The sequence below is a fragment of the Streptomyces sp. BHT-5-2 genome (assembly GCF_019774615.1).
Lineage (GTDB): Bacteria > Actinomycetota > Actinomycetes > Streptomycetales > Streptomycetaceae > Streptomyces.
The window spans coordinates 3,146,284-3,168,800 of the sequence record NZ_CP081496.1 but is presented as its reverse complement, the minus strand read 5'-3'; the positions used below and the strand labels follow the sequence as shown (position 1 = coordinate 3,168,800).

Here is a 22,517-nt window from a genome sequence, read left to right as displayed (position 1 = left end):
TTGCACGCACGTCTTACCCCTCCAGCCGGAGAGGGAGATTCGGAGCAGCTCGACCGTGTATCTCACTCGATTCTCCGCGAGCGGCTTCCGCTCATTGGCGCGTGTGGAGGACATCCCGGTCAGCAGTCCGACGATCCTGGCCGGCCACAACGACGGTGGGAAGAGCGCTGTACTGACCGCGCTTGCCTTCCTGTTGGGAAGCCACCGGCTGATGGACGAGGACCGCACCTACGAACAGGCGGAAGGCGCCGCGGGTGGCCGCTGCGCCCAGACATGGGTCGAGGGCATCTTCACTCTCGACGCCGGCGAACAGGCTGCCACGGCACTGCCGCCCAGCGTGCGGATCCGCCGCATTGCCGAGGATGGGCAAGCGGCCAGGTGGCAGTACTTCGGTTCCCGGCCTGCTGACAGCCGACTGCACGATCTGGGACGGCTGTTGAAGGGCGAACTCGCTGAGTTGGTAACCGAGTTCGGGCTGTCCCCGGCTGGATCCCTGAAGGGCGATCTGCTGCAAGCGCTCGCCGCTTATGCTGCTACGGCACCTCAGGTGGAGCAGTGGCAGCCGCTTCCGAAAGAGCTTCAGGAACGGCTGCCGCGGCTGCTGTCATTCGGCGGTAGGGATGAGAGCCCCGACGATACGGTGCGCACGGCGCTGAACGGCTGTTATGAGACATTCCTGGAGGATGAGACGCTGCAGGGACGGGTGCGGGAGATCGAAGCGGAAATCACCCAGCGTCTGGAGAAGGAAGCCGACTCCCTGTGTCAGCACATCCGCCAGCACTGCCGTGAATTTGTCGGGGTACAGGTCAAACCCGAGGTTTCCTTCAGGGGTGGCTTCAAGCGCGCTCCTCTGGAGGTCTCCAAGGCCGACGGGGAACCGGTAGACCTGACGCGCTCCGGGCAGGGCAGCAACCGCAGGATCGCCCTCGCGGTGTGGGAGTGGACCAGCAACCTGCTGGAGAACAATGAACTCGCTGCCCTAGACGGGGAAGATGAGCAGGAGCCGACCCAGACCATCGTCGTCTACGACGAGCCCGACACCCACCTCGACTACCGCCACCAGCGCACCGTGATGGACACCATCCGCAAGCAGTGCGCTCTGCCTCATGTGAGCGTCGTGGTCGCCACTCACTCAATGAATCTCATCGACGGTGTCGACATCGCCGACGTGGTCCACCTTAGGCTCAGCGACGGCGGCCGCACCATTGTCGAGCGCCTCGCCGACGGCTCCCATGACAGCATCGACTTCCACCTCGGGCAGATCGCCGCCGCCGTGGGCCTGCGCAACTCCGTCCTGCTTCATGAGCGCTGCTTCCTCGCCGTGGAAGGCCCCACGGAACAGCAGTGCCTGCCCCTTCTGTTCCGCCTCTCCCAGGGACTGTCCCTTCAGGCGGCAGGTATTGCCTTGTGGGCCTGCGGTAACAACGAGGGAGCCCTGATCCTGGCCGGGTACCTCGTCAAGAACCACCGCACCGTCATGCTGATGGTCGACGCCGACAGCCGCAGCAACAAACACTTCAAGACGGAAAAGCTCATCAAGGCAGGTCTTGACCTCTCTACTCAGGTCACCTACGTCGGTGAGGCCGACGGCTTCAACGAACTCGAAGAACTCTTCACCGACACACAGTGGGCCACTGCGGCGAACACCTACTGGCCCCGCCCCGAAGACAAATCGTGGACCGCCGAGGACTTCACCACGCACCGCGGCGGCAAGTTCAGCGCCCGCATCCTCACCATGATCAAAGAACAGGCGGCGCAGACAAGCCCCGACGGCAAGGGAGACATGCTCTACGCCCTGGTATCCACTCTCACCAAGCCCGAAGACGTCCCCGCCCAGCTGAGGAAAGCCTTCAGCGACGTGCACGCCCTGGCTTCCTGACTGCCTCGCGGGCGCGTCGCTGCAGCATGCGCTCCTTGCGCTGCTGCAGCGTCGGCGTAGTCCAGGCATGCCAACCCACGTCCGGCACATGCTGCCGGCCGTGCCCTCGCGCTTCGATCCCGCACCAGCGGCACCCGCCCGGGGCCACGATAGGCTCAGCGCCGGTAGAACGCGATAACGACATCACATCCTCCTTCCCCCTACCGCTCATCTTGCCTCCTGCCACTGACAATCACCCGGTGGCGCAGCCTCGCCCGCAGCCGCGGCGGCGACAGAAGAGAAACCATTCTTCGCCTGCCGTCGCACACCCACCCGAGGAACCGTTTATCAGAAAACCGCCCGAGGTCGCCCCCTCAGTGGTTACGGTCTGTGCCCATGCGGTTCTTGCACACCTCGGACTGGCATCTCGGGCGCCGGTTCCATGAAGCCGACCTGATCGACGCGCAGCGCGCCTTCCTCGCCCACGTGCACGACACGGCCCGCGACCACGCCGTCGACGTCATCCTCGTGGCGGGAGACATCTACGACCGGGCCATCCCCAGCCTGGATGCCGTACGCCTCTTCGACAGCGCTCTGAGCCAGCTCGCCGATCTGGGCATCCCCATCATCATGATCAGCGGCAACCACGACTCAGCACACCGGCTCGGTGTCGGCGCCAGCGTCCTGGCCCGAGCCGGTGTGCACCTGCGGACCGACCCGGCCACCACCGGCACCTGCCCCGTCCTGCTGGACGACGAGCACGGCACCGTCGCCGTCTACGGCATCCCCTATCTCGAGCCGTCCCTGACCCACGACGACCTCGAGGCCAACAAAAGCCACCAAGCCGTGACCACCGCAGCCCTGGACCGCATCCGCGCCGACCTCGCCACCTACCCGGAAGGCACCCGCAGCGTCGTGCTGGCGCACGCCTTCGTCGCCGGCGGCGAACCCTCCACCAGCGAGCGCGACATCACCGTCGGAGGCCTCGACTACGTCCTGGGCAGTGCCTTCACCCGCATCGACTACGTCGCCCTCGGCCACCTCCACGGTGCCCAGAACGTCAACGACCATATCCACTACAGCGGTTCACCGCTGGCCTACTCCTTCTCCGAAGCCCACCACACCAAATCCCTGACCATCGTTGACATGGCCGGCGACGGCACCGTCACCCTCACCCGCGTGCCCACCCCCGTCCCGCGCCCCCTGGCCCTGCTCAAGGGCGCCCTCGAGGACCTGCTGACCGACCCCGCCCACGAGGCTCTGGCCGACCACTGGCTGCAGGTCACCCTCACCGACCCCGCCCTGCCGTACGAGCCGATGGCCCGGCTGCGCCGCCGCTTCCCCCACACCCTGAGCCTGCTGCACGAACGCCCCGACAACCCACAGCAGGCTGCCGACCGCCCCACCTACACCCAGCGCCTGCAAGGCCGAAGCGACCTCGACATCGTCCACGACTTCATCAAGAAAGTCCGCGGCGACGACCCCACCCCCGCCGAACAGGCCCTACTGCGCCAAGCCGTCGAAGCCACCCAGCACGCCACACACGAGGAGACCGTCTAAAGTGCGCCTGCACAGCCTCACCCTGCAGGCCTTCGGCCCCTTCGCAGGAACCCACACCATCGACTTCGACTCCCTGACCAGCGAAGGCCTCTTCCTGCTGCACGGCGCCACCGGAGCCGGCAAAAGCACCGTCTTCGACGCCATCTGCTACGCCCTCTATGGCAAGCCGCCCGGCGACCGGGACCAGGTGCTGCGCAGCGACCACGCCGCTGACCACCTGCTCACACAGGTCATCCTGGAGGCCACCATCTCCGGGCGTCGCCTGGAGATCACCCGCATTCCCGCGCAGACCCGACCCAAGACCCGTGGCACCGGCACCACCCAGCAGAACGCCAAGGCACTCTTGCGTGAGTGGAAACACGACACCGCCGGTGAGGCCCGCTGGGAGGCATCCAGCAAGTCCCACCAGGAGATCGGCGACCACCTCCTGACGCTGCTGGGCATGAGCCGGGACCAGTTCTGCCAGGTCGTCCTCCTGCCGCAGAACCAGTTCACCCAGTTCCTGCGCGCCAAAGCGTCCACTCGCAAGGAACTTCTCGGCAAGCTGTTCCGTACCGGCCGCTTCACCGACATCGACCGCTGGCTTCAAGAACGCGGCCGCGAGACGGAAAAGGACCTCAAGGCGGCCCGCGGCGACGTCATCAGCCTCATCGACCGCATCCACGGAGCGGCCACAGGACTCGACCACGAGCAGGACGCCCCCACCGGCGACGATCCGCAGACCCTGACCGAGCCGGCCAAGGCGTGGGCCACAGCCCTGATGGAAGCGGCAGCCACACACCTGAAGACGGCAACCACCCAGGCTGAGGAAGCGGCCGCCGACCTCGCCGAGCAACAAGCACACGAACTGGCCGTGCGCACCCTGCACCAGCAGCAAACCGAGCACCGCACCGCCACCGAGCAACTGCAGCAGCTGGAGCAGCAAGCACCTCGGCAGCAGCACATCACCGGCCAGCTCGAACAAGCCCGCCGCGCCGGCAAGCTGGCAGCCGTCCTCCACGCTGCACACACCGCCGCAGACGCACACACCCGTGCCGTCGCCGACGAGGACAAGGCCCGCAGCGTCCTCTCCCCGCCGCACACCACAGCCTCGGCCGACGAACTCGCCACCGCCGAGCAGCAGATACGCGCCGAGAGCACCCGCGTCGAAGCACTACTGCCGAAGGAAGCCGCCGTACAGGAACTGACACGAGACCTGCAGCAGCTTGACGCCGAACGGGAGACGCTCGCAGCCGACCAACTCGAGGCCAAAGAATGGCTCGCTAAGGAGCCCGACCGCCGTACCGCGCTGACCGCACGTCTTCAAACCGCCCAGCGCGCCGAGACCGACAGCACCCACCAGCAGACCACCCTCGCCGAGGTGCGCCGCCGCCTTCAGGACGCACGGCAGCGCGACGCGCACCTCGCCGACGTCGCCTCGTGCGAACTCCGCCTGGAAGCCGCCCGCACCGCCACAGCCAAGGCAGCACAGGAACACATCGACATCCGCCGGCAGCGCACCGATGGCATGGCTGCAGAACTGGCCGCCGAGCTCACCGACGGCTCGCCCTGCCCTGTGTGCGGATCGTGCACCCACCCAGCCCCGGCTGCCCCGCACCCGGGACAGCCCACCCGTAAAGACGAGCAGGCGGCAGAGAAGCGGCACCTCAAGGCCGAGAAAGCCGAGAAAGCCGCCACCGCCGACCTCCAGCAGGCCCAGGAACGCGCCGCTCAGGCCCGGGCTCAGGCCGGCGATGCACCGCTGACCGACATCCAAGCCCTCGTGGACGCCACCCAAACGCAACTCGAGCAAACACTGAAGACCGCCTCCGACGCCGGACCCGCGACCGAGGAACTCACCGCCCTCGAACGCGAACACACCGCCATGACGCAGAAGTCCACCACCGCCGGCGAACACCTCGCGGCACGCAACGCCGAGTACGACCACCTCTCAACCCAGCTGACCGACCTCACCCAGCAATTGGACCAAGCACGCAACGGCGCCGCCTCCGTAGCCGACCGCCTGGCCGACCTCACCCACACCGCAGAGCAGCTCAAAACTGCTGCTGAAGCCGCCACCACCACCCTGCGCCGCGCACAAGAGCGGGATACGCGTCTCACCGAGGCCGCCACCGCCGCCCGCCAGCAGGGCTTCGAAACCCTCCAGGCCGCACAAGAAGCCCTCCTCGACGACGACACACTGCACGCCCTCGAAGGGGAGATCCAGCGCTTCATCCACGAGCGCGCGGTACACACCGCCACCCTCGAGCGGCCCGACCTCGCCCACGCCGCATCCCAGCCGTCCGCCGACCTCGAGGCCGCAACCCAACTGCACAAGAGCGCAGCCCAACACCACACCGACACCGTCGCCGCAACCACCGCGGCCCGCACCCGCCACGACAACCTCGCCGAGCTCACCACCGCCCTCACCGGCAGCATCGAGCGCCTGCACCCCCTGCAAGACGCCTACGACACCGTCCACCACCTCCAGGAAGTCATCCACGGCACCTCACCGAGCAACCGTGACCGTATGGAACTGGAGGCATACGTCCTCGCCGCCCGGCTCGAACAAGTCGTTGACGCCGCCAACACACGCCTGCTGCGCATGTCCGACCACCGCTACACCCTCGCCCACAGCGACGACCGCGCCTCCCACGGAGCCCGCTCCGGCCTCGGGCTGAAGATCACCGACGCGTGGACCGGCCGCGACCGCAACACCGACACCCTCTCCGGAGGCGAGTCCTTCTTCGCCTCCCTCGCCCTCGCCCTGGGCCTCGCCGACGTCGTCACCCACGAAGCAGGCGGACGCGTCCTGGACACCCTCTTCATCGACGAGGGCTTCGGCTCCCTCGACGACGACACCCTCCACCAGGTCCTCGACGTCCTGGATTCCCTACGCGACCACGACCGCACCGTCGGCTTGATCAGCCACGTCCCCGAACTCCGCCGCCGCATCACCAGCCAGCTCCACGTCCGCAAAGGCACTAGCGGCTCCACACTGCACCCGGTAACCCAGACCGCCGAGTGATACCCCCAATGCCACAATGACCTCGCCCTCAGCTCACGCCCCGGAGCAGCGCCCCCATGGCCACAGCCCCCCTCCAACTGCGCCCCCACCAAAAGGACGCCGTCACCGCGGCCACCCGGACCCTCGACCAACAGCCCCGCGCCAGCGTGATCGCCGCCTGCGGCACCGGCAAGACCCTCATCGCCGCCCGCACCACCGCCCGCATCGCCCCCCGCGGCCGTGTCCTGGTGCTCCTGCCAACCCTGGACCTGCTCTCCCAAACCATCCGCTCCTGGCGCACCGCCGGACGCAAAGGCACCACCATCGCCGTCTGCTCCGCGCGCCAAGCCCTCGACCACGAACCGCTCGGCGCCGACGTTCCCCTGACCACCGACCCCGCCGAACTAACTGCCCTGACCACCCCTTCCAGCCCCGGCCCGGTCACCGCGTACGCCACCTACGCCTCCCTCCCTGCGGTGGTCGCCGCCCACCGAGACCACCACCTGCCTCCCTGGGACATGGCAGTCGTCGACGAGGCCCACCGCACCGCCGGACGCCTCGGCAAGGCATGGGCCGCCGTCCACCACGACGACCAGGTCCCCGCCGCCCGCCGCCTGTATCTGACTGCCACCCCACGCATCTGGGACGCGGACGCCGACCAGGACGGGGACACCGAGGCGGTGGCCTCCATGGACGCTGAGAGCCTCTTCGGCCCGGTCGCCTACCGCCTGAGTCTCTCGGATGCCATCGACCTCGGTCTGCTCGCCGACTACCAGATCCTTGTCCCCGTCGTCACCGACGAAGACCTACGCGACTGGCTGGCCACCGGCCCCGGCGCCGGAGTCGACGGACTACGCCTGGCCGGCCGCCAGGTCGCCGCCCTGCGCGCCATCCACGACCACAAGCTGCGCCGCGTCCTGACCTTCCACCACCGCGTCGCCGATGCCCGCGCCTTCGCCACCACCCTGGCCGATACCGCCGCCAGCCTCCCCGCCGACCTGCGGCCCCCGGAACTGTGGGCGGACTGGATCAGCGGCAGCCACGCCCCCCAAGTCCGCCGACGCCTCCTGCTGGACTTCGCCTCCCACACCGACCCCCACACCCCAGCCGTGCTGTCCAACGCCCGCGTGCTGGGGGAGGGCATCGACGTACCCGCCATCGACGCCGTCGTCTTCGCCGACCCCAAGAACAGCCCCATCGACACGACCACCTGTGGATGCACTTCACCCGCATGTCGTCGTACGAGAACGCCCCCGTGCCCACCATCGTGCGCGGCGAGGGCACCAACATCTACGACGACAAGGGCAAGCGCTACATCGACGGCCTCGCCGGCCTCTTCGTGGTCAACGCCGGCCACGGCCGGGCCGAGCTCGCCGAGACCGCCTACAAGCAGGCGCAGGAGCTCGCGTTCTTCCCCGTGTGGTCCTACGCCCACCCCAAGGCCGTGGAGCTCGCCGAGCGCCTGGCCAACGAGGCCCCCGGCGACCTCAACAAGGTCTTCTTCACCACCGGTGGCGGCGAGGCCGTCGAGACCGCCTGGAAGCTGGCCAAGCAGTACTTCAAGCTCACCGGCAAGCCGATGAAGCACAAGGTGATATCCCGCGCGGTGGCTTACCACGGCACCCCGCAGGGCGCCCTGTCGATCACCGGTCTGCCCGGCCTCAAGGCCCCCTTCGAGCCGCTGGTCCCCGGCGCGCACAAGGTGCCGAACACCAACATCTACCGCGCCCCGATCCACGGCGACGACCCCGAGGCCTTCGGCCGCTGGGCCGCCGACCAGATCGAGCAGCAGATCATCTTCGAGGGCCCCGAGACCGTCGCCGCGGTCTTCCTCGAGCCGGTGCAGAACGCCGGTGGCTGCTTCCCGCCGCCCCCCGGCTACTTCCAGCGGGTCCGCGAGATCTGCGACCAGTACGACGTGCTGCTCGTCTCCGACGAGGTCATCTGCGCCTTCGGCCGTCTGGGCACGACCTTCGCCTGTGACAAGTTCGGCTACGTCCCGGACATGATCACCTGCGCCAAGGGCATGACCTCCGGTTACTCCCCGATCGGTGCCTGCATCGTCTCCGACCGCCTGGCCGAGCCGTTCTACAAGGGCGACAACACCTTCCTGCACGGCTACACCTTCGGTGGCCACCCGGTCTCCGCGGCCGTCGGCGTCGCCAACCTCGACATCTTCGAGCGCGAGGGCCTCAACCAGCACGTCCTCGACAACGAGGGCAACTTCCTCAGCACCCTGCAGAAGCTGCACGACCTGCCGATCGTCGGCGACGTCCGCGGCAACGGCTTCTTCTACGGCATCGAGCTGGTGAAGGACAAGGCCACCAAGGAGTCGTTCAACGACGAGGAGACCGAGCGCGTCCTCTACGGCTTCCTCTCCAAGGCGCTGTACGACAACGGTCTCTACTGCCGCGCCGACGACCGTGGCGACCCGGTCATCCAGCTGGCCCCGCCGCTGATCGCCGACCAGCCGGTCTTCGACGAAATCGAGCAGATCCTCCGCTCCGTCCTGACCGAGGCGTGGACCAAGCTCTGATCATCGCGTCACCTCCTGGTGCGCCAGTGCAGAACTGAACAACTGAACAACAGTGCAAAACCGAACATCCGACGGCCTGGATTCGCTCGTTCTCATCCATACGAGTGAATCTGGGCCGTTCTGGCTGCCGAGCCACAAATGACCGGGGAGGCGATTCCTTACCGTGCTGGTGACCGATACCCTCCGTGGTCGTTCCCCCGGCCGGGGGAACCGAGCAGCGAACAAGCGAGAGGTGTGCAGATGGTGGCCCCGCCTGACAACGACGTTCTCCGGGCTAGCGGCCTGCACCACACGCACGGAACCACCGTCGCCCTGACCGATGTCTCGCTCGATGTCCGCAGGGGCGAGATCCTCGCCGTCACCGGCCCCCGCGGCAGCGGCAAGACCACACTCCTCAAATGCCTTTCCGGACAACTCGTCCCGACCGAGGGCGAGGTCTGGTTCGACGACGCCCCCGTGCATGCCCTCTCCTCCCCCAGCCGCGAACGGCTGCGTCTCGACCGGTTCGGCTGGATCGACACCGAACCCCACCTCGTCCCCGAACTCACCGCCTGGGAGAACGCCGCCCTCCCGCTCCTGCTGCGCGGTACCGGCCACCGGGCGGCCAAGCACACCGCCGTCGAGTGGCTGGAGCGCCTCGACGTCGGCATGTGCGCCCGCCACCGCCCTGCCCGGCTCGACCAGTCCCAGCGCCAGCGCGTCGCCATCGCCCGCGCCCTGGCCGGCACCCCGCAGGTGCTCTTCGCCGACGAGCCCACCGCCCCGCTGCACAGCGCCGACGGCACCCAGCTGCTGCGCACCCTGACCACCGCGGCCCGCTCGCACCACATCACCGTGGTCCTGGCGACCTACGATCCCCAGGTCGCCGCGCTCGCCGACCGGACCCTCGCCCTGCTCGACGGCCGCCGCTCAGGCGCCGTCCCCGAGACCCCCGGCGCCTCCGATGAGGAAAGCAGGGCAGCGTGCTCGCTCTCCGTCTAGCCCGTGGCACTCACCCCCTCGTCCTGCTGCGTCGTCTCCTCGTCACCGGCGCCGCGGCCGGCACCGGCTTCCTGGTGCTGGCCGCCCTCGGCCACGCCGCCGCCCATCCCTCGGCAGACGGCCCCTCCCTGGACCGGCTCCTGTGGTGCACCGCCCCGCTCGCCGCCACCGCCCAGCTCGCGGTCGCGGTGGCCCGTACGGACCCGGCCGCCCGCCTCCAGCGCGGCATGACCGCCGCCGGCCTCGGCCCGTTCCGGCTCACCCTGCTCGCCGCGGTCTCCACCGCTCTCTCCTGCGCCCTGGGCGTCCTCCTTTCCCTCTTCGCCTTCCTGTCCCTCCGCGGCGACCTCGGCGGTGATTCCTCCGGCTCCCGCGCCATCGACGCCGGCCTGCTCGGCGCCGGCCACCCGCTGCCCCTGGTCGGCGCCCTCATGCTGCTGTCCGTCATCCCCCTGACCACCGCCGCGGCCACCGCCTTCTCGCTCCGGCCCCGCGCCGAGGCCGGCGACATCGACTCCGGTCCCGCCCCGACCACCGAAGCCCCCTCCGGCCTCCCATGGGGCGTCGCCCTGGCCGCCGCGGGCCTGGCCATCGAGGCGTACACCAGCCCAGCCGCCGGCGCCCACGGCGGCCTGCTGCCCCTCCCCGGTCGGCTGATCGGCAGCCCCCCGGGCGTCCTGGCCGGCTGGGCCCTCGCCGCCCTCGGCCTCGTGCTCGCCGGCCCCGGCCTTGTCTACCTGTCCGGCCAGCTGCTGTGCATGGGCCGCCCCGGCGCCCTGCGGCTGCTGTCCGGGCGCGTCCTCCAGCAGGAGTCGCACCGCCTGGGCCACCCGCTCGGCGTTCTGTGCGCGGTCGCCTCCGGCGCCTATGCCGCCGGTGTCGTGTATCAGGCCGCTCCCTCCCGCCCCGTAGGCCCGTTCACCGCGATCGGTGCGGCGATCGTCCTTGCCTGCGTCGCCGTCAGCGCGCTCAGCGCCACCCTAGAATCCCGGGCGGCCCGCGCCCGCACCACCGCCGCCCTGCGCCGCCTCGGTGCCTCCGCCCTCGCCCTTCACCGCGCCACGGCCTTGCGCGCCCTGGCCCTCGCCCTCGTCCTGGGCCCCCTGACCTGGACCGTCGCCGAGATGGCCACCCTTCCGCTGGCGCGTTGAGCGGCGGGAGGCTCGGGCCCGATCCGCTTGGGCCTCTGCGGGTTGGGGCGTGCAGGTTGGGCGGGTGGGGCTGTTGTGAGGTGGGGTGGTGAGCGGGGACGCAGGGGTGTCGGAACTGGGTTGGTGGCCTGGGGTGTTGGGCCTGGGCGGCGGGCTTGGAATGGTGGGTGTGCCTGAGGTGGGGCCCTGTGAGGGGATATTGCTTGCGGACGAGCTCCTTGAAGCGTTGAGGTTCGATGCCGCCGGGGCCCGGGCGTTGGCTGACGGCATGGTGGGCTGTGATGGCGCGGCGGGTGGGCAGGGTTCGGTCGGGCCGCGGCACAGGGCGCCGTGTGCGGTGGATGTCGGGGGTGCGATGGCCGTGGCGAGTGTGGCGGATGCAGCCGGGGCGGTCGCACGGGTGCCGGCTGGGAGACATTCCGCGGGCTTGGATGCCATCGACCTTCGCACCCTTGGGGATGGGAACGGCCGGCGCCGGACCACGCCCCGGCCCGGGCCCGGGCGTCAGCGGGCGAGGGCGGTGACCTCGACCTCTATTCGCCACTCCGGCTGGGCCAGCGACGAGACTTCGAGCAGGGTGTCCGCGGGATAGGGCTCGGACAGGAACTCCTCGCGCAGGGTGATGACATGCGCGAGGTCGGCGGCCATGTCCGTGACGAAGATGCCCACCTTCACCACATCGGCGAGCGACGCGCCGGCCTCGGCCAGGACCCGCTCGACGTTGGCGAACGCCTGCCGGCCCTGGGTCAGGAAGTCGTCCGAGACGGTCCGCCCCCGGTCGTCGACACCGGCCTGACCCGATACATGGATCAGCCCACCGGCCTTGACGGCCTGTGAAATCTTGTACGGCTCATACCAGTCCGGCGCAGTCGCGATCCGCTCGATCTCCCGGACACTGCCCGCCCCTGCGGCAGCCGTCGACGTCATGACACTCCCCCTTGAATATCCATGTACACACATCTCTTGTATGCACATACATAAGTTTCAGGCGCATGTACGCTGATGTCAAGAGCGAAAAGCGAAGCGCCTCGGAGCACGCCGGAGAGGGGCGTCGAGGCAGGTGCACGGCGGAAGAGAGACGGAAGAGAGCGGAATCGATGGACGCGGAGCACTGGGACCGGCTCGGAGCGCTGCACACACGCGTCGAGCAGGAACTGGCGAAGGCACTGCAACAGCACCACAGGCTCGGCCTCTCCGAGTACCGCGCGCTGGCCCGCCTGGCGGAGTCGGAGGACGGCGAGCTGCGGATGCAGGAACTCGCCGACCTGATCGGCCTCAACCAGAGTTCGGTCAGCCGGCTGGCCTCACGCCTGGAGTCGTCCGGCCTGACCCGCCGGGACTTGTGCCCCGACGACCGCCGCGGCGTCTACAGCGTGATCACCGACGAGGGCCGCGAAGTACAGAACAGAGCGCGCCCCACGTACGACACCGCGCTGCGGACCGCCCTCGACACCGCGTCCGAGGACGGGCTCCTCGGGCCCCTGGTGAAGTCGCTGCGGCCCTAACATGGCGGGCGTGCAGTCGAGCAGCGAGCCCCCGACGCCCCGAGGCTTCCGTGAGCGCGGTCATGAGATCGACTCGCTCGCGGAGTTCGACCGGATCGCCGCGACCGGCAGTCTCGCCGGATACCACATCCAGTCCCTCGACCTGACGGACCGTAGCTTCGCACTGCTCGCCACGGACACCGCGGACTCCGTCTTCCTCGGCTGCGTGATGGAACCGGACGCCGCCGCGAAGGTGCGCGCCGGGGGCGCCCTGGTCTTCCCGCCGGTGCCGGGCCTGCCGTTCGACCCGTATCGCGGCGCCCTCTACACACCGGACGAACTCTTCACGGGACTGCTCGACGCCGGTTACGACGCCACCCCGGACGCTCGCGCCTACCGCTGGTACCAGGAGACCAAGGCGGCCGGCGATGTGGTCGCCGGCATGCTCCGCAGCATCCACGACGACGCCGTCTCGGACGCGCTCGACAGCCACCTCGCCGGTGCGCGCGTGGTGGGCATCCTGGGCGGGCACGCCATGGAGCGCAGCTCCGCCGCCTACGCGGGCGCGGCCAGGCTCGGGCGCCGGCTCGGCCGCGGCGGCCTGACCGTCGCGACCGGTGGCGGCCCCGGCGCGATGGAGGCGGCGAACCTCGGGGCCTACGCCGCGCCGTTCGAGGACGCGATGCTCGACAAGGCACTGGAACTCCTCGCCCGGGCGCCACACTTCAGGCCCTCGGTCACCGCCTGGGCCGGGGCCGCGTTCGAAGTGCTCCGGCTCCGACCGGGCGGCGGTCGGTCCGTCGCCATGCCCACGTGGTTCTACGGTCACGAGCCGCCGAACGCCTTCGCGACCCATATCGCCAAGTACTTCGTCAACGCGTTGCGCGAGGAGGGGCTGCTGGCCCGGTCCAACGCCGGTGTGGTGTTCCTTCCCGGCGCGGCGGGGACCGTGCAGGAGGTCTTCGACGCCGCGACCATGAACTATTACCGGTCGCACGGTGAGCCGACCCCCATGGTGCTGGTGAACCGCGAGCACTGGACGGAAACGCTGCCGGCCTGGCCACTGCTACGGACACTCGCAACGGGCCAGTCCATGGAGGCCCGGATCGCCCTGGTCGATTCCGTGGACGATGTCCCGGAGGCACTGACCCGCCTCGCTCCTGCCGAGACCAACCGTGACGATCCCCCTTCCTGACCGTCGCCCCCGATCCTGACCGGCACTTGCGAAGCGGCGATCCCGGCGGCTCGTGCGTGATCGCCTTTCGCTGCCGGCCGCCCTGAAGCCACTGCCCGGGACAGCGATGATGCGCACGGCGCGACAACACCCGAAAGATCTTTTTGCCCGCCCAGGCAACTCACGTCCCGAAATGCGCGTCTGCCAATCCAGGTAATGAGCAGGTAATGCAGTGCGCGAACGGAGCTCTCGGTGATCATCGGCCTTCTGACGGCCATAGCAGCGTCCATCTGTTATGGCACGGGTTCGGTCCTGCAGGCGGTGGGCTCGCGCAAGTCCGCTCGCCAGGAGGCGGCGAAGGCAGCCGGCAGCGCCGTCACCCAGCACGGCGGCCCCAGCCTGTCGTCGACCGCGAAGGCGGCTGTGACCTGGGAATTCATGGTCGGTACCGTGCTGGACTTCATAGGTTTCGGACTGGGTGCGCTCGCGGCGCGGATGCTGCCGCTGTTCCTTTCGCAGACCGTGATCAGCGCGAACCTCGTGATCACGGCAGTGCTGAGCATCAAGCTCCTCAACATCCGGCTCACCCGTCCCGAATGGGTCTCGATCGGTGTGGTCTGCTCGGCGCTGGTGCTGCTGGCCACCGCCGCCGGCCCGGAAGGCAGCGGTCACACTCCGATCGACACCCACTGGTGGCTGCTGGTCGCCTCGGTCGTGATCATCGGCGGAGGCACTTTGATCGTGCGCGTGCTCGGCGGGCGGGCCGCGATCCTCGCGGGTCTGCTGTCCGGTCTCGGCTTCGGCGCCCTCGGGGTCGGCGTACGCGTGCTGAACGGTGTGGATCCGTTCCATCTGCCCTCCCTCCTCGGTGACCCGGCGCTGTACGCGATCCTGGTCGCGGGCATCGGCGGCATGTATCTCCACACCGTCGCCCTGCAGATCGGTTCGGTGAACGGCGCCACGGCGGCCCTGGTGGTGGGCGAGACCGTGGTGCCCGGCATCCTCGGGGTGCTGTGGCTGGGTGACTCCTCTCGTCCGGGTTTCGCCTGGGTGGCGATCCTCGGCTTCGTGGTCGCTGTGGCGGGGGCCGTCGCGGTCGCCTGGTTCGGCGAGCCGGAGGAGGCCCCGGAAGCGGGTGCCGCTCCGGTTTCCGGGGCGGACGAGGAATGCGGGTCGAGCCGGCCGGCGGCTTTGCTCGACCGGCCGAGAGCATGACCGTCGGCCTCGAGATCCAGCCGGCGGAGAGGTCTCGTCGCACTGCGGTGTGAGGCAACTACCGACGACGAGGGGGTGCGCCACCACTCCGGCGTTGCGGCTCATGGAGCGGCCTCCTGTCTGATGTCGGGCTTCGCTCGCTTCCGGTCAGGCCCGTCAGACCCGTCCATGGTGTGTAGCGAACCGCGCAAGTGCCTTTCGCATGAACCGGTTCGGGTTCGCCTTACGGTGTTCGCCGGGAACGCGGTCGGCACACGGCAACGGTTCGCCGCGTGTCGCCTCAGCGACGCAGACGTCAGGCGTGGCCACGCCCAGAGCACCAGGGGATAGACGAGGTACCCGAAGCGAGTGGCCGGCATGAGTGCCATGGCGAGGGCCAGGCCGAGCGCCAGGCGATCGGCTGCCGCCGGCACCGTCTGCGGTGGCCGTATCAACAGGGAGGCAACGATGCCGAGGGCTGCGACCGCCAGCAGGCCCATGGCAATGAGCGTCCCGTCGGGCACGTAGGCGGCCAGGAGCCGACCGGGCAGCGGACTTTCGGCGGGTGATGCCGTCATGCCCAGCCCCATCGGGAACGCCAGGACGTTCTCGGCGAAGGCACCAGGTGCGGTCAGTGCGAACGGGAGCACCGCTGTGGCCGTCGTCAGCATGGCAATGGCGCCACAGGTGATGGCCTGGCGCCGCCCACGGCGGGCTGTCATCAGGGCGAGAGCGACGGGCACGGCGGGCCAGGCCGTCCACTTCAACGCTGCGGCAAGACCCAGCAGGAGTCCCGCACTCCCCGGCTTGCCTCGTCCGGCCGTGGCCAGGCCCCAGCACATCAGGCCGATGACCGGGAGATCGATCCCGCCGACCGCCAGCGGCAGGGCCACCAGTGGGCAGACCGCGAGCCAGCGCACCACGGGTGTGCTGTCGCGGCGGGGCACGGCATGCACTGCCTGCCGTCTGCGGACGAGCGTGGTGATCGCGCCGCCCGTCGACGCGAAGAAGGTGCCGGCCATCCACCATCGTGCGTCCGTCAGGGGCCCGTTGCCGAACAGTGCGTGCGGCAGGCCGAAGACCGCCATGCCCGGGAGGTAAGGGTTGTAGCCGTCGACGGTGGTGGGTGCGGGTATGTAGGGGCTGCCGGAGTGCAGCAGCAGATCGCCCGAGCGCTCGACGACCGTCACTTCGAGCTGTGCCCTGCCGGCCAGCACGAGCATCAGCAGCGGTAGGACCACCGCACCCGTCAAAGCCAGTATCAGCGGTAGTTGGGAGGTGTCGGCGGGGGCGCGTGCGGTATCGCGTCCTCTTGCCCGGCGCGCCTCGGCCAGCATCGCGCAGCCGTATCCGGCCGCCGCGACGAGACCCCATGTGCGGTGTGCGGGGAGGGTGGTGAACAGCCCGAGGCCCAGCGCGGAGAGCGCGCACGCACCCCAGCCCCAGACCTCGGTGTTCCGACATCGACTGCGCGCAGGGCCCGAGCGCCGTGCTGTGCGCGGATGCCGCAGCGCCTTCGCGATCGAGGTCAAGTTCCTTGTTTTACAGGTCAGTTGAGTCTTCATGACGCTCCCTTCCTCGCCTTGATCACGAGGCTATGGACAGCCGGGCCGCGGAACGTCAAACGAGCAACCGAACTTCGGCGTCAACCCGTGGCATGACATGCCCGGCATGGATCAACCCGTGCGGTGACGCCTGCGACCACCGCGAGCCGAAAAAATATCGGCCATGAGCACTTCTCTCCGGCATCGTCTTCGCGCATGGCCCGCGTCGCCGTCCTACCCCTGGGCCACCGGCGGGGCACTCACGGCGTTCGCCGCCGTGGAACTGGTGGTCGTACCGCGGCACTCGCCGGTGATCGCGGTCTGTGTGCTGCTCTCCGCGGCGGTCCTGTCGTTGCGTCGTGCGCGCCCGGCCACCGCGGCCCTTTCGGCCTCGGCGGTGCTGGTGGGTTTCGCGGCCGGCTCGGATCTCTATGTCGCGGCGGCCGTCAGCGGGCTCGTGGCGTGCTACACCCTCGGCCGCCATCGCGTGGCGCATCCGGCGCTGCTCGTCGGCGGCGGTTCGGCGCTCTCCCTCGCGGTGAACGTCTGGCACATCGCCTCCTGGCACCCGCGGTCGTACTCCGCCGACCTGCTCGCCGAGTGGTTCGTGCTGACCGTGGCAATCCTGGCCGCGGTGTCGACGGGCGACGCGGTACGCGCGCGCGAGGAGACACAGCGCGAGCGGGCGGCTGCGCAGGCCCGGGTACTCGCGATGGAACGGCGACAGGCGGCGGAGGCCGAACGGGCATCGATCGCCCGCGAGTTGCACGATGTGGTCTCGCACTCGGTCTCGGTGATCGCGGTGCAGGCGGAGAGTGCCACCTACACCACGCCGGGTCTGTCACCGCAGGCCCGCGAGGGCTTTCAGCAGATCGCTGCGTCCGCCCGCGCCTCGATGGCCGAGCTGCGGCGGCTGCTGGGGGTGCTGCGGACGGACGTCGAGGACCGCACCGGCACGGCACCCCAGCCGACTCTGGACGGACTGGGCGATCTGATAGCGCAACACCGTTCGGTGGGCGGCGAGGTGGAGCTGCGGATCAGCGGGGACCGGGTCGAGTTGCCCACGTCCTGTGAACTGTCCGCGTACCGCATCGTGCAGGAAGGTCTGACCAATGTGCGTCGGCACGCCCCGGGAGCCCATGCGGTGGTGGAGATCGACTACCAGCCCGATCGGCTGGCGGTGCGGATCGCGGATGACGGGCCGGGCCCGCCGGGCGTGGTCCACTCCGGCCATGGCCTGGTCGGGATGCAGGAGCGGGCGGTGCTGCTCGGCGGAAGGCTCTCCGCCGGCCGGGGCCGGGACGGCGGCTTTCTCGTGGAGGCGGAAATCCCGTGGTGATCAGGGCCATCGTGGCCGACGACCAGGCCATCGTGCGCACCGGGTTCGTCAACCTCCTCGGCACCCAGGACGACATCGAGGTGGTGGGCGAGGCGGAGGACGGCGTCCAGGCCGTCCGGATCGCGGCGGAGCGGCGCCCGGATCTCGCACTGCTGGACATCCGGATGCCGCACAAGAACGGCATCGAGGCGGCCCGCGAGATCACCCGGGCGTCCGGTGGCGCCACCAAGGCACTGATGCTGACGACATTCGGCCTCGACGAGTACGTGTACGACGCGCTCGCCGCCGGGGCCAGCGGCTTCCTGCTGAAGGACACCACGTTTCCCGAACTCCTGCATGCCGTGCGGGTCGTGGCGGAGGGCAACGCACTGTTGGCGCCGCAGCTGACCAAGCGGCTGATCTCGGAGTTCGTCAAGCAGCGCACGGCGCCGGCCCCCGTACGAACGGTGCAGGAGCTGACCGACCGTGAGGTGGAGGTGCTCATCCGGATCGCCCAGGGGCTGTCCAACGCGGAGATCGCCGATCGGCTGACGATCACCGACCACACCGTCAAGACCCACATCAACCGGCTCTTCGCGAAGATGGGCCTCCGTGACCGCGCTCAGGCGGTGATCCTCGCCTATGAGCTGGGGCTGGTCGTGCCGCAGGGCCGACGGCCCGCCCCTCCCCCGCGCGCCTAGTGGCGCCGATCCCTCAAGGAGCGAGCCATGACATGGCAAAGGTTGGCGGCGCGGCTATTCCGCCGTGTCGTCGTCCAGCACCACCACGTCCTCGGCAGCGAAGGAGATCCCCACCCGGTCTCCCGTCTCCGGCGCTTGGTGGAGTGGGCACGCCGCCTCGATCTGCGGTCCGCCCGCAGGCTGGAGCAGCAGCGCGACATGTGTGCCGCGGAACGTCCGGGCCGCGATGGTGCAGGACAGCCCGTCCGCCGCAGAGGTCAGCCGGACGCCGGCCGGGCGTACGAGCAGGCGGCAGGATCCGTCCGGAGTGCCGTCCGGTACCGGCACCTTGCCCCAGGGGGTGACGGCGGACGCGCCCTGTACGGTCGCCTCGACGACGTTGTCGAAGCCGAGGAAGCGCGCGACGAACGCGCTGGCGGGCCGCTGCCAGACCTCCAGCGGAGTGCCGGTCTGCGCGATCTTGCCGTCCCGCATCACCACGACCCGGTCGGCGAGTGCGAACGCCTCCCCCTGGTCGTGAGTGACGGCCAGCACCGTCGTCCCCAACTCGCGGAAGAGCCGCCGCAGTTCGACGACGAGGCGCTCGCGCAGCCCGCGGTCCAGTTGCCCGAGGGGCTCGTCCAGCATCAGCAGCCGCGGGCTCGGGGCAAGCGCGCGAGCCAGCGCGACCCGCTGCTGTTCGCCACCGGACAGCGATGCCACAGCCCTGCCCTGGGCACCCGGAAGCCCTACGAGGTCCAGCAGTCGGGCGACCGTGCGCTCCTGGTCGGTGCGGTTGGTGCGCCGCATGCGCAGCCCGAAGCCGACATTGCCCGCGACATCGCGCTGCGGGAAGAGCTGGTGGTCCTGGAACATCAGCCCGACGCCGCGCCGGTGCGTCGGGACCCCCGTCTGGTCGCGCCCCTCCAGCAGCACCGCGCCCTGGTCGACGTGCTGGAGTCCGGCGACCACCCGCAGCAGGGTGGACTTGCCGCTGCCGCTCGGGCCCAGGACGCAGACGATTTCCTGCGCGGCCACATCCAGGTCCACCGCGTCGAGTGCGGGTTGCGCGCCGGGCGCGCCGAAGCGGACGCTGACGCCGTCCAGCCGCAGCATCTCCGGTGCCGTGGTCCCGGTCCGTGCCGTCATCTAGAACTCCCCGGAGTGGTCGATCGGAGCACCGCCGGCCGAGCCCGTCCGGGGCTGGAGGCGGATGCGTTCCAAGGCCAGGAGGGCGCCCGCGCACACCACCATCAGGATGGTCGACAGGGCCATCGCCTGGCCGTAGTTGAACTCCCCGGCACGGCCCAGCAGCCGGGTCACGGCCACCGGCAGGGTGGGCTGGTCGGGCCGCGCGATGAAGACGGTCGCGCCGAACTCGCCGAGCGACACGGCGAAGGCGAAGCCCGCTGCGATGAGCAGGGCCCGCCGCACCATCGGCAGGTCCACCTCGCGCCAGACCTGCCAGGGCGAGGCGCCGAGGACGGCCGCCGCCTCCCGGAGCCTGCTGTCGACCGCGCGCAGCACGGGCAGCATGGTGCGGATCACGAACGGCACGCCCACCAGGGCCTGGGCGAGTGGTACCAGCCACCACGAGGACCGCAGGTCGAGCGGGGGTTCGTCGAGGGTGATCAGAAAGCCGAAGCCGACGGTCACGGCGGAGACGCCGAGCGGCAGCATCAGCAGTCCGTCGAAGCCGCGCAGGAGCCGGGTGACCATCGGTGTCCGCCCGTCCGGCCCGCTCCGTGGCCGGGAGCGGGTGAGCGCGGCCGCCGCCAGGCCGCCGATCAGCAGGGCGATCGCAGTGGCGGCCACACCGTAGGCGAGGGAGTTCCACAGGGCGTCGAGCGGGGCGACGGCGAAGGTGCTGTCGGCGGAGGCCGCGGAGCTCAGTGTCCGGTAGAAGACGAGCCCGTAGCCGTCGGGTCCGGCGAAGGACCGCTCGACGAGTACGGCCAGCGGCAGGACGAGCAGCACGGCGATGACGGCGAGCGTCCCCCACAGCAGGGCCCACTGGGCGGGACCGCTCGGCCGGCGGGCGGTCCGCGAGGCGTCGACGAGCCGCAAGGCGGTTTCGCGGCGCCGCACGGTCCAGGCGTGCAGCGCCAACAGCCCCAGTACAGCGGCGAACTGGATCAGGGTCAGTACGGCGGCAGTGGGCAGGTCCAGGAAGTCGGCGGTCTGCCGGTAGATCTCCACCTCCAGCGTCGAGAAGGTGGGCCCGCCCAGGATCTGCACCACGCCGAAGGAGGTGAAGGTGAAGAGGAACACCATCAGTGCCGCGGCCGCCACCGCCGGCCCCAGTGCGGGCAGCGTCACCTTCCGCCAGGCCGCGAACCGTCCGGCGCCCAGGACCCGGGCGGCCTCTTCCTGACGCGGGTCGAGCTGCGCCCAGAGTCCGCCGACGGTGCGGACGACGACGGCGTAGTTGAAGAAGACGTGCGCCAGCAGGATCGCCCACACCGAGGTGTCCAGCCGCACGCCCCACAGGTGGTCCAGCAGTCCGCCCCGGCCGACCAGTGCCAGGAAGGCCGCGCCGACGACGACGGTGGGCAGCACGAACGGCACCGCCACCGCCGCCCGCAGCAGTTGCTTGCCGGGGAAGTCGAAGCGCGCGAAGACATAGGCGCCGGGCAGTGCGACCAGCAGCGTCAAGGCGGTCGACGCGGCGGCCTGCCAGAGGGTGAACCACAGCACATGGAGCACGTCCGGGTCGCCGAGTACGGCGCCGAACCGTCCGAGCTGCCACTGCCCGCCGTCGTTCAGTCCCCGTCCCACGATCGCGGCGACCGGGTAGGCGAAGAAGAGCGCGAAGAAGGCGAGCGGCACGGCCATCAGACCGAGCCGCACCGCCGTTGCGCGCGCGGGCCCCCTGCGGTGGGTGCGGGCTACTTCAGAACGAGCGAGGACCACTGCTTGATCCACTGGTCGCGGTTCTTGGTGATCGTCTCCGGTGCGAGCGTCGTCGGCTTGTCGATCGCCGTGCCGTAGCGGGTGAACAGATCCGGCACCTTGGCGTCCTTGCGGGCCGGGTTGACGAACATCTGCAGCGGCATGTCCTCCTGGAACGTCTTCGTCAGGAGGAAGTCGAGCAGCGCCTTGCCGCCCTTCTCGTTCTTGGCGCCCTTGAGCAACGCGCCGAATTCGATCTGCCGGAAGCAGGTGCCGGTCGCGACGCCGGTCGGGGCCTCCTTGGGCGCGGGCTTCTTGCCCATCACCTCGGCGGGCGGGCTGGAGGCGTAGGAGACGACGAGCGGCTTGTCGCCCTTGCTCTTGCCGGCCGCGGAGCCCGAGAAGCGCTCGTTGTACGCCTGCTCCCAGCTGTTGACGACCTCGACGCCGTTGGCCTTGAGCTTCTTCCAGTAGTCCGGCCAGCCTCCCCCGCCACCGTGGGTGGCGATGGTGCCGAGCTGGAAGGCGAGCCCCGGAGAGGAGGTGGCGGAGTTCTCCGTGACGAGCAATCCCTTGTACTGCGGCTTGAGCAGGTCGTCGAAGGTCTGCGGCGGCGCGAGCTTGTGCTGGGTGAAGTAGGCGCGGTCGTAGTTGACGCAGATGTCGCCGTAGTCGAGGGGCGTGACCCGGTGGGCGTCCTTGTCGAGCTGGAGGTCGGCCGGGACGCTGTCGAGGCCCTTGGCCTTGTAGGGGGTGAAGAGGCCGGCGTTCAGGCCGCGCGAGAGCAGGGTGTTGTCGATGCCGAAGAAGACATCGCCCTGGGGGTTGTCCTTGGACAGGATCGCCTTGTTTACGGCTTCGCCGGCGTCCCCGCCCCTGATCACCCTGACCTTGTAGCCGCTCTCCTTCTCGAAGGCGGCCAGGACGGACTTGGAGGCGTTGAACGAGTCATGACTGACGAGCGTGACGGTCTTGGCGTCGGCGCTGTCGCCGCTGCCCGTGCCGCACCCGGCGAGTGCGGTCACGCCGGCCGCGGCGGCCAGCGCTGCCGCGGTGATCCTGCTGGTGGTGCTCACTGATTTCCTCCTGGCTGGCCAGGAAGAGACGCGGCCCCGCCCGGTGCCCGCTGCGTTCTGCGTCGGTGACGTTCGGCAACGGA

General features: G+C 69.8%; 16 protein-coding genes and 1 pseudogene. 12 read left to right on the top strand and 5 right to left on the bottom strand.

Translation table 11 applies throughout. The features are described 5' to 3' along the window. The first annotated feature begins 103 nt into the window (after positions 1-103). From K2224_RS14090 to K2224_RS14060, 7 genes and pseudogenes are all read left to right on the top strand, one after another. Positions 104-1,879 carry an AAA family ATPase gene (locus K2224_RS14090; RefSeq protein WP_313904774.1) on the top strand — a complete coding sequence of 592 codons (1,776 nt, stop codon included), beginning with the start codon at positions 104-106 and terminating at the stop codon, positions 1,877-1,879. Between the two features lie 375 nt (positions 1,880-2,254). Then, positions 2,255-3,418 carry an exonuclease SbcCD subunit D gene (locus K2224_RS14085; protein WP_221906892.1) on the top strand — a complete coding sequence of 388 codons (1,164 nt, stop codon included), beginning with the start codon at positions 2,255-2,257 and terminating at the stop codon, positions 3,416-3,418. Position 3,419: 1 nt separating this feature from the next. Further along, the gene (locus K2224_RS14080; RefSeq protein ID WP_221906891.1) at positions 3,420-6,425 is read left to right on the top strand and encodes an AAA family ATPase; all 3,006 of its coding nucleotides are present in this window, start codon (positions 3,420-3,422) and stop codon (positions 6,423-6,425) included. A gap of 56 nt (positions 6,426-6,481) precedes the next feature. Then, positions 6,482-7,543 (top strand): annotated as a pseudogene (locus tag K2224_RS41600) (DEAD/DEAH box helicase family protein); the annotation flags it as partial. Positions 7,544-7,620: 77 nt separating this feature from the next. Next, positions 7,621-8,940, top strand: coding sequence for an aspartate aminotransferase family protein (locus tag K2224_RS14070; RefSeq protein ID WP_221906890.1), 1,320 nt, complete (start codon positions 7,621-7,623; stop codon positions 8,938-8,940). 240 nt (positions 8,941-9,180) lie between these two features. Beyond that, entirely contained in the window at positions 9,181-9,921 is a 741-nt protein-coding gene (locus tag K2224_RS14065; RefSeq protein ID WP_221906889.1) for an ABC transporter ATP-binding protein, read from the top strand. Further along, complete coding sequence (locus K2224_RS14060) at positions 9,903-11,072, top strand: hypothetical protein (RefSeq protein WP_221906888.1); 1,170 nt, start codon at positions 9,903-9,905, stop codon at positions 11,070-11,072. The genes K2224_RS14065 and K2224_RS14060 overlap by 19 nt, the downstream gene beginning before the upstream one ends. A 504-nt stretch (positions 11,073-11,576) precedes the next feature. On the opposite strand, the gene K2224_RS14055 is transcribed toward K2224_RS14060, so the two are convergent. Continuing rightward, complete coding sequence (locus K2224_RS14055) at positions 11,577-11,999, bottom strand: RidA family protein (RefSeq protein WP_221906887.1); 423 nt, start codon at positions 11,997-11,999, stop codon at positions 11,577-11,579. Between the two features lie 170 nt (positions 12,000-12,169). Here K2224_RS14055 and K2224_RS14050 point away from each other — a divergent pair, with 170 nt between their 5' ends. The 3 genes from K2224_RS14050 (at position 12,170) to K2224_RS14040 (ending at position 14,945) form a co-directional block, all read left to right on the top strand. Beyond that, complete coding sequence (locus tag K2224_RS14050) at positions 12,170-12,577, top strand: MarR family winged helix-turn-helix transcriptional regulator (protein WP_221906886.1); 408 nt, start codon at positions 12,170-12,172, stop codon at positions 12,575-12,577. Between the two features lies 1 nt (position 12,578). Next, complete coding sequence (locus K2224_RS14045; protein ID WP_221906885.1) at positions 12,579-13,751, top strand: LOG family protein; 1,173 nt, start codon at positions 12,579-12,581, stop codon at positions 13,749-13,751. Positions 13,752-13,982: 231 nt separating this feature from the next. Further along, entirely contained in the window at positions 13,983-14,945 is a 963-nt protein-coding gene (locus K2224_RS14040) for a hypothetical protein (protein ID WP_221906884.1), read from the top strand. A gap of 101 nt (positions 14,946-15,046) precedes the next feature. Here K2224_RS14040 and K2224_RS14035 read toward each other — a convergent pair whose 3' ends face one another. Then, the gene (locus K2224_RS14035) at positions 15,047-16,261 is read right to left on the bottom strand and encodes a glycosyltransferase family 87 protein (RefSeq protein WP_260692592.1); all 1,215 of its coding nucleotides are present in this window, start codon (positions 16,259-16,261) and stop codon (positions 15,047-15,049) included. A 391-nt stretch (positions 16,262-16,652) separates the two neighbouring features. On the opposite strand from K2224_RS14035, the gene K2224_RS14030 reads away from it, so the two are divergent. After that, entirely contained in the window at positions 16,653-17,807 is a 1,155-nt protein-coding gene (locus K2224_RS14030; protein ID WP_221906882.1) for a sensor histidine kinase, read from the top strand. Further along, positions 17,801-18,487, top strand: a complete 687-nt coding sequence (locus K2224_RS14025; protein ID WP_221906881.1) for a response regulator transcription factor — start codon at positions 17,801-17,803, stop codon at positions 18,485-18,487. Before K2224_RS14030 ends, K2224_RS14025 begins: the two co-directional genes overlap by 7 nt. 54 nt (positions 18,488-18,541) lie before the next feature. On the opposite strand, the gene K2224_RS14020 is transcribed toward K2224_RS14025, so the two are convergent. Genes K2224_RS14020 through K2224_RS14010 form a run of 3 tightly spaced genes read right to left on the bottom strand, consistent with a single transcriptional unit; the run spans position 18,542 to position 22,434 of the window. Beyond that, the gene (locus tag K2224_RS14020) at positions 18,542-19,615 is read right to left on the bottom strand and encodes an ABC transporter ATP-binding protein (protein ID WP_221906880.1); all 1,074 of its coding nucleotides are present in this window, start codon (positions 19,613-19,615) and stop codon (positions 18,542-18,544) included. Beyond that, positions 19,616-21,379, bottom strand: coding sequence for an ABC transporter permease (locus tag K2224_RS14015; protein ID WP_399020032.1), 1,764 nt, complete (start codon positions 21,377-21,379; stop codon positions 19,616-19,618). Next, positions 21,355-22,434 carry a thiamine ABC transporter substrate binding subunit gene (locus K2224_RS14010; RefSeq protein WP_221906879.1) on the bottom strand — a complete coding sequence of 360 codons (1,080 nt, stop codon included), beginning with the start codon at positions 22,432-22,434 and terminating at the stop codon, positions 21,355-21,357. Before K2224_RS14010 ends, K2224_RS14015 begins: the two co-directional genes overlap by 25 nt. Positions 22,435-22,517 lie beyond the last annotated feature (83 nt).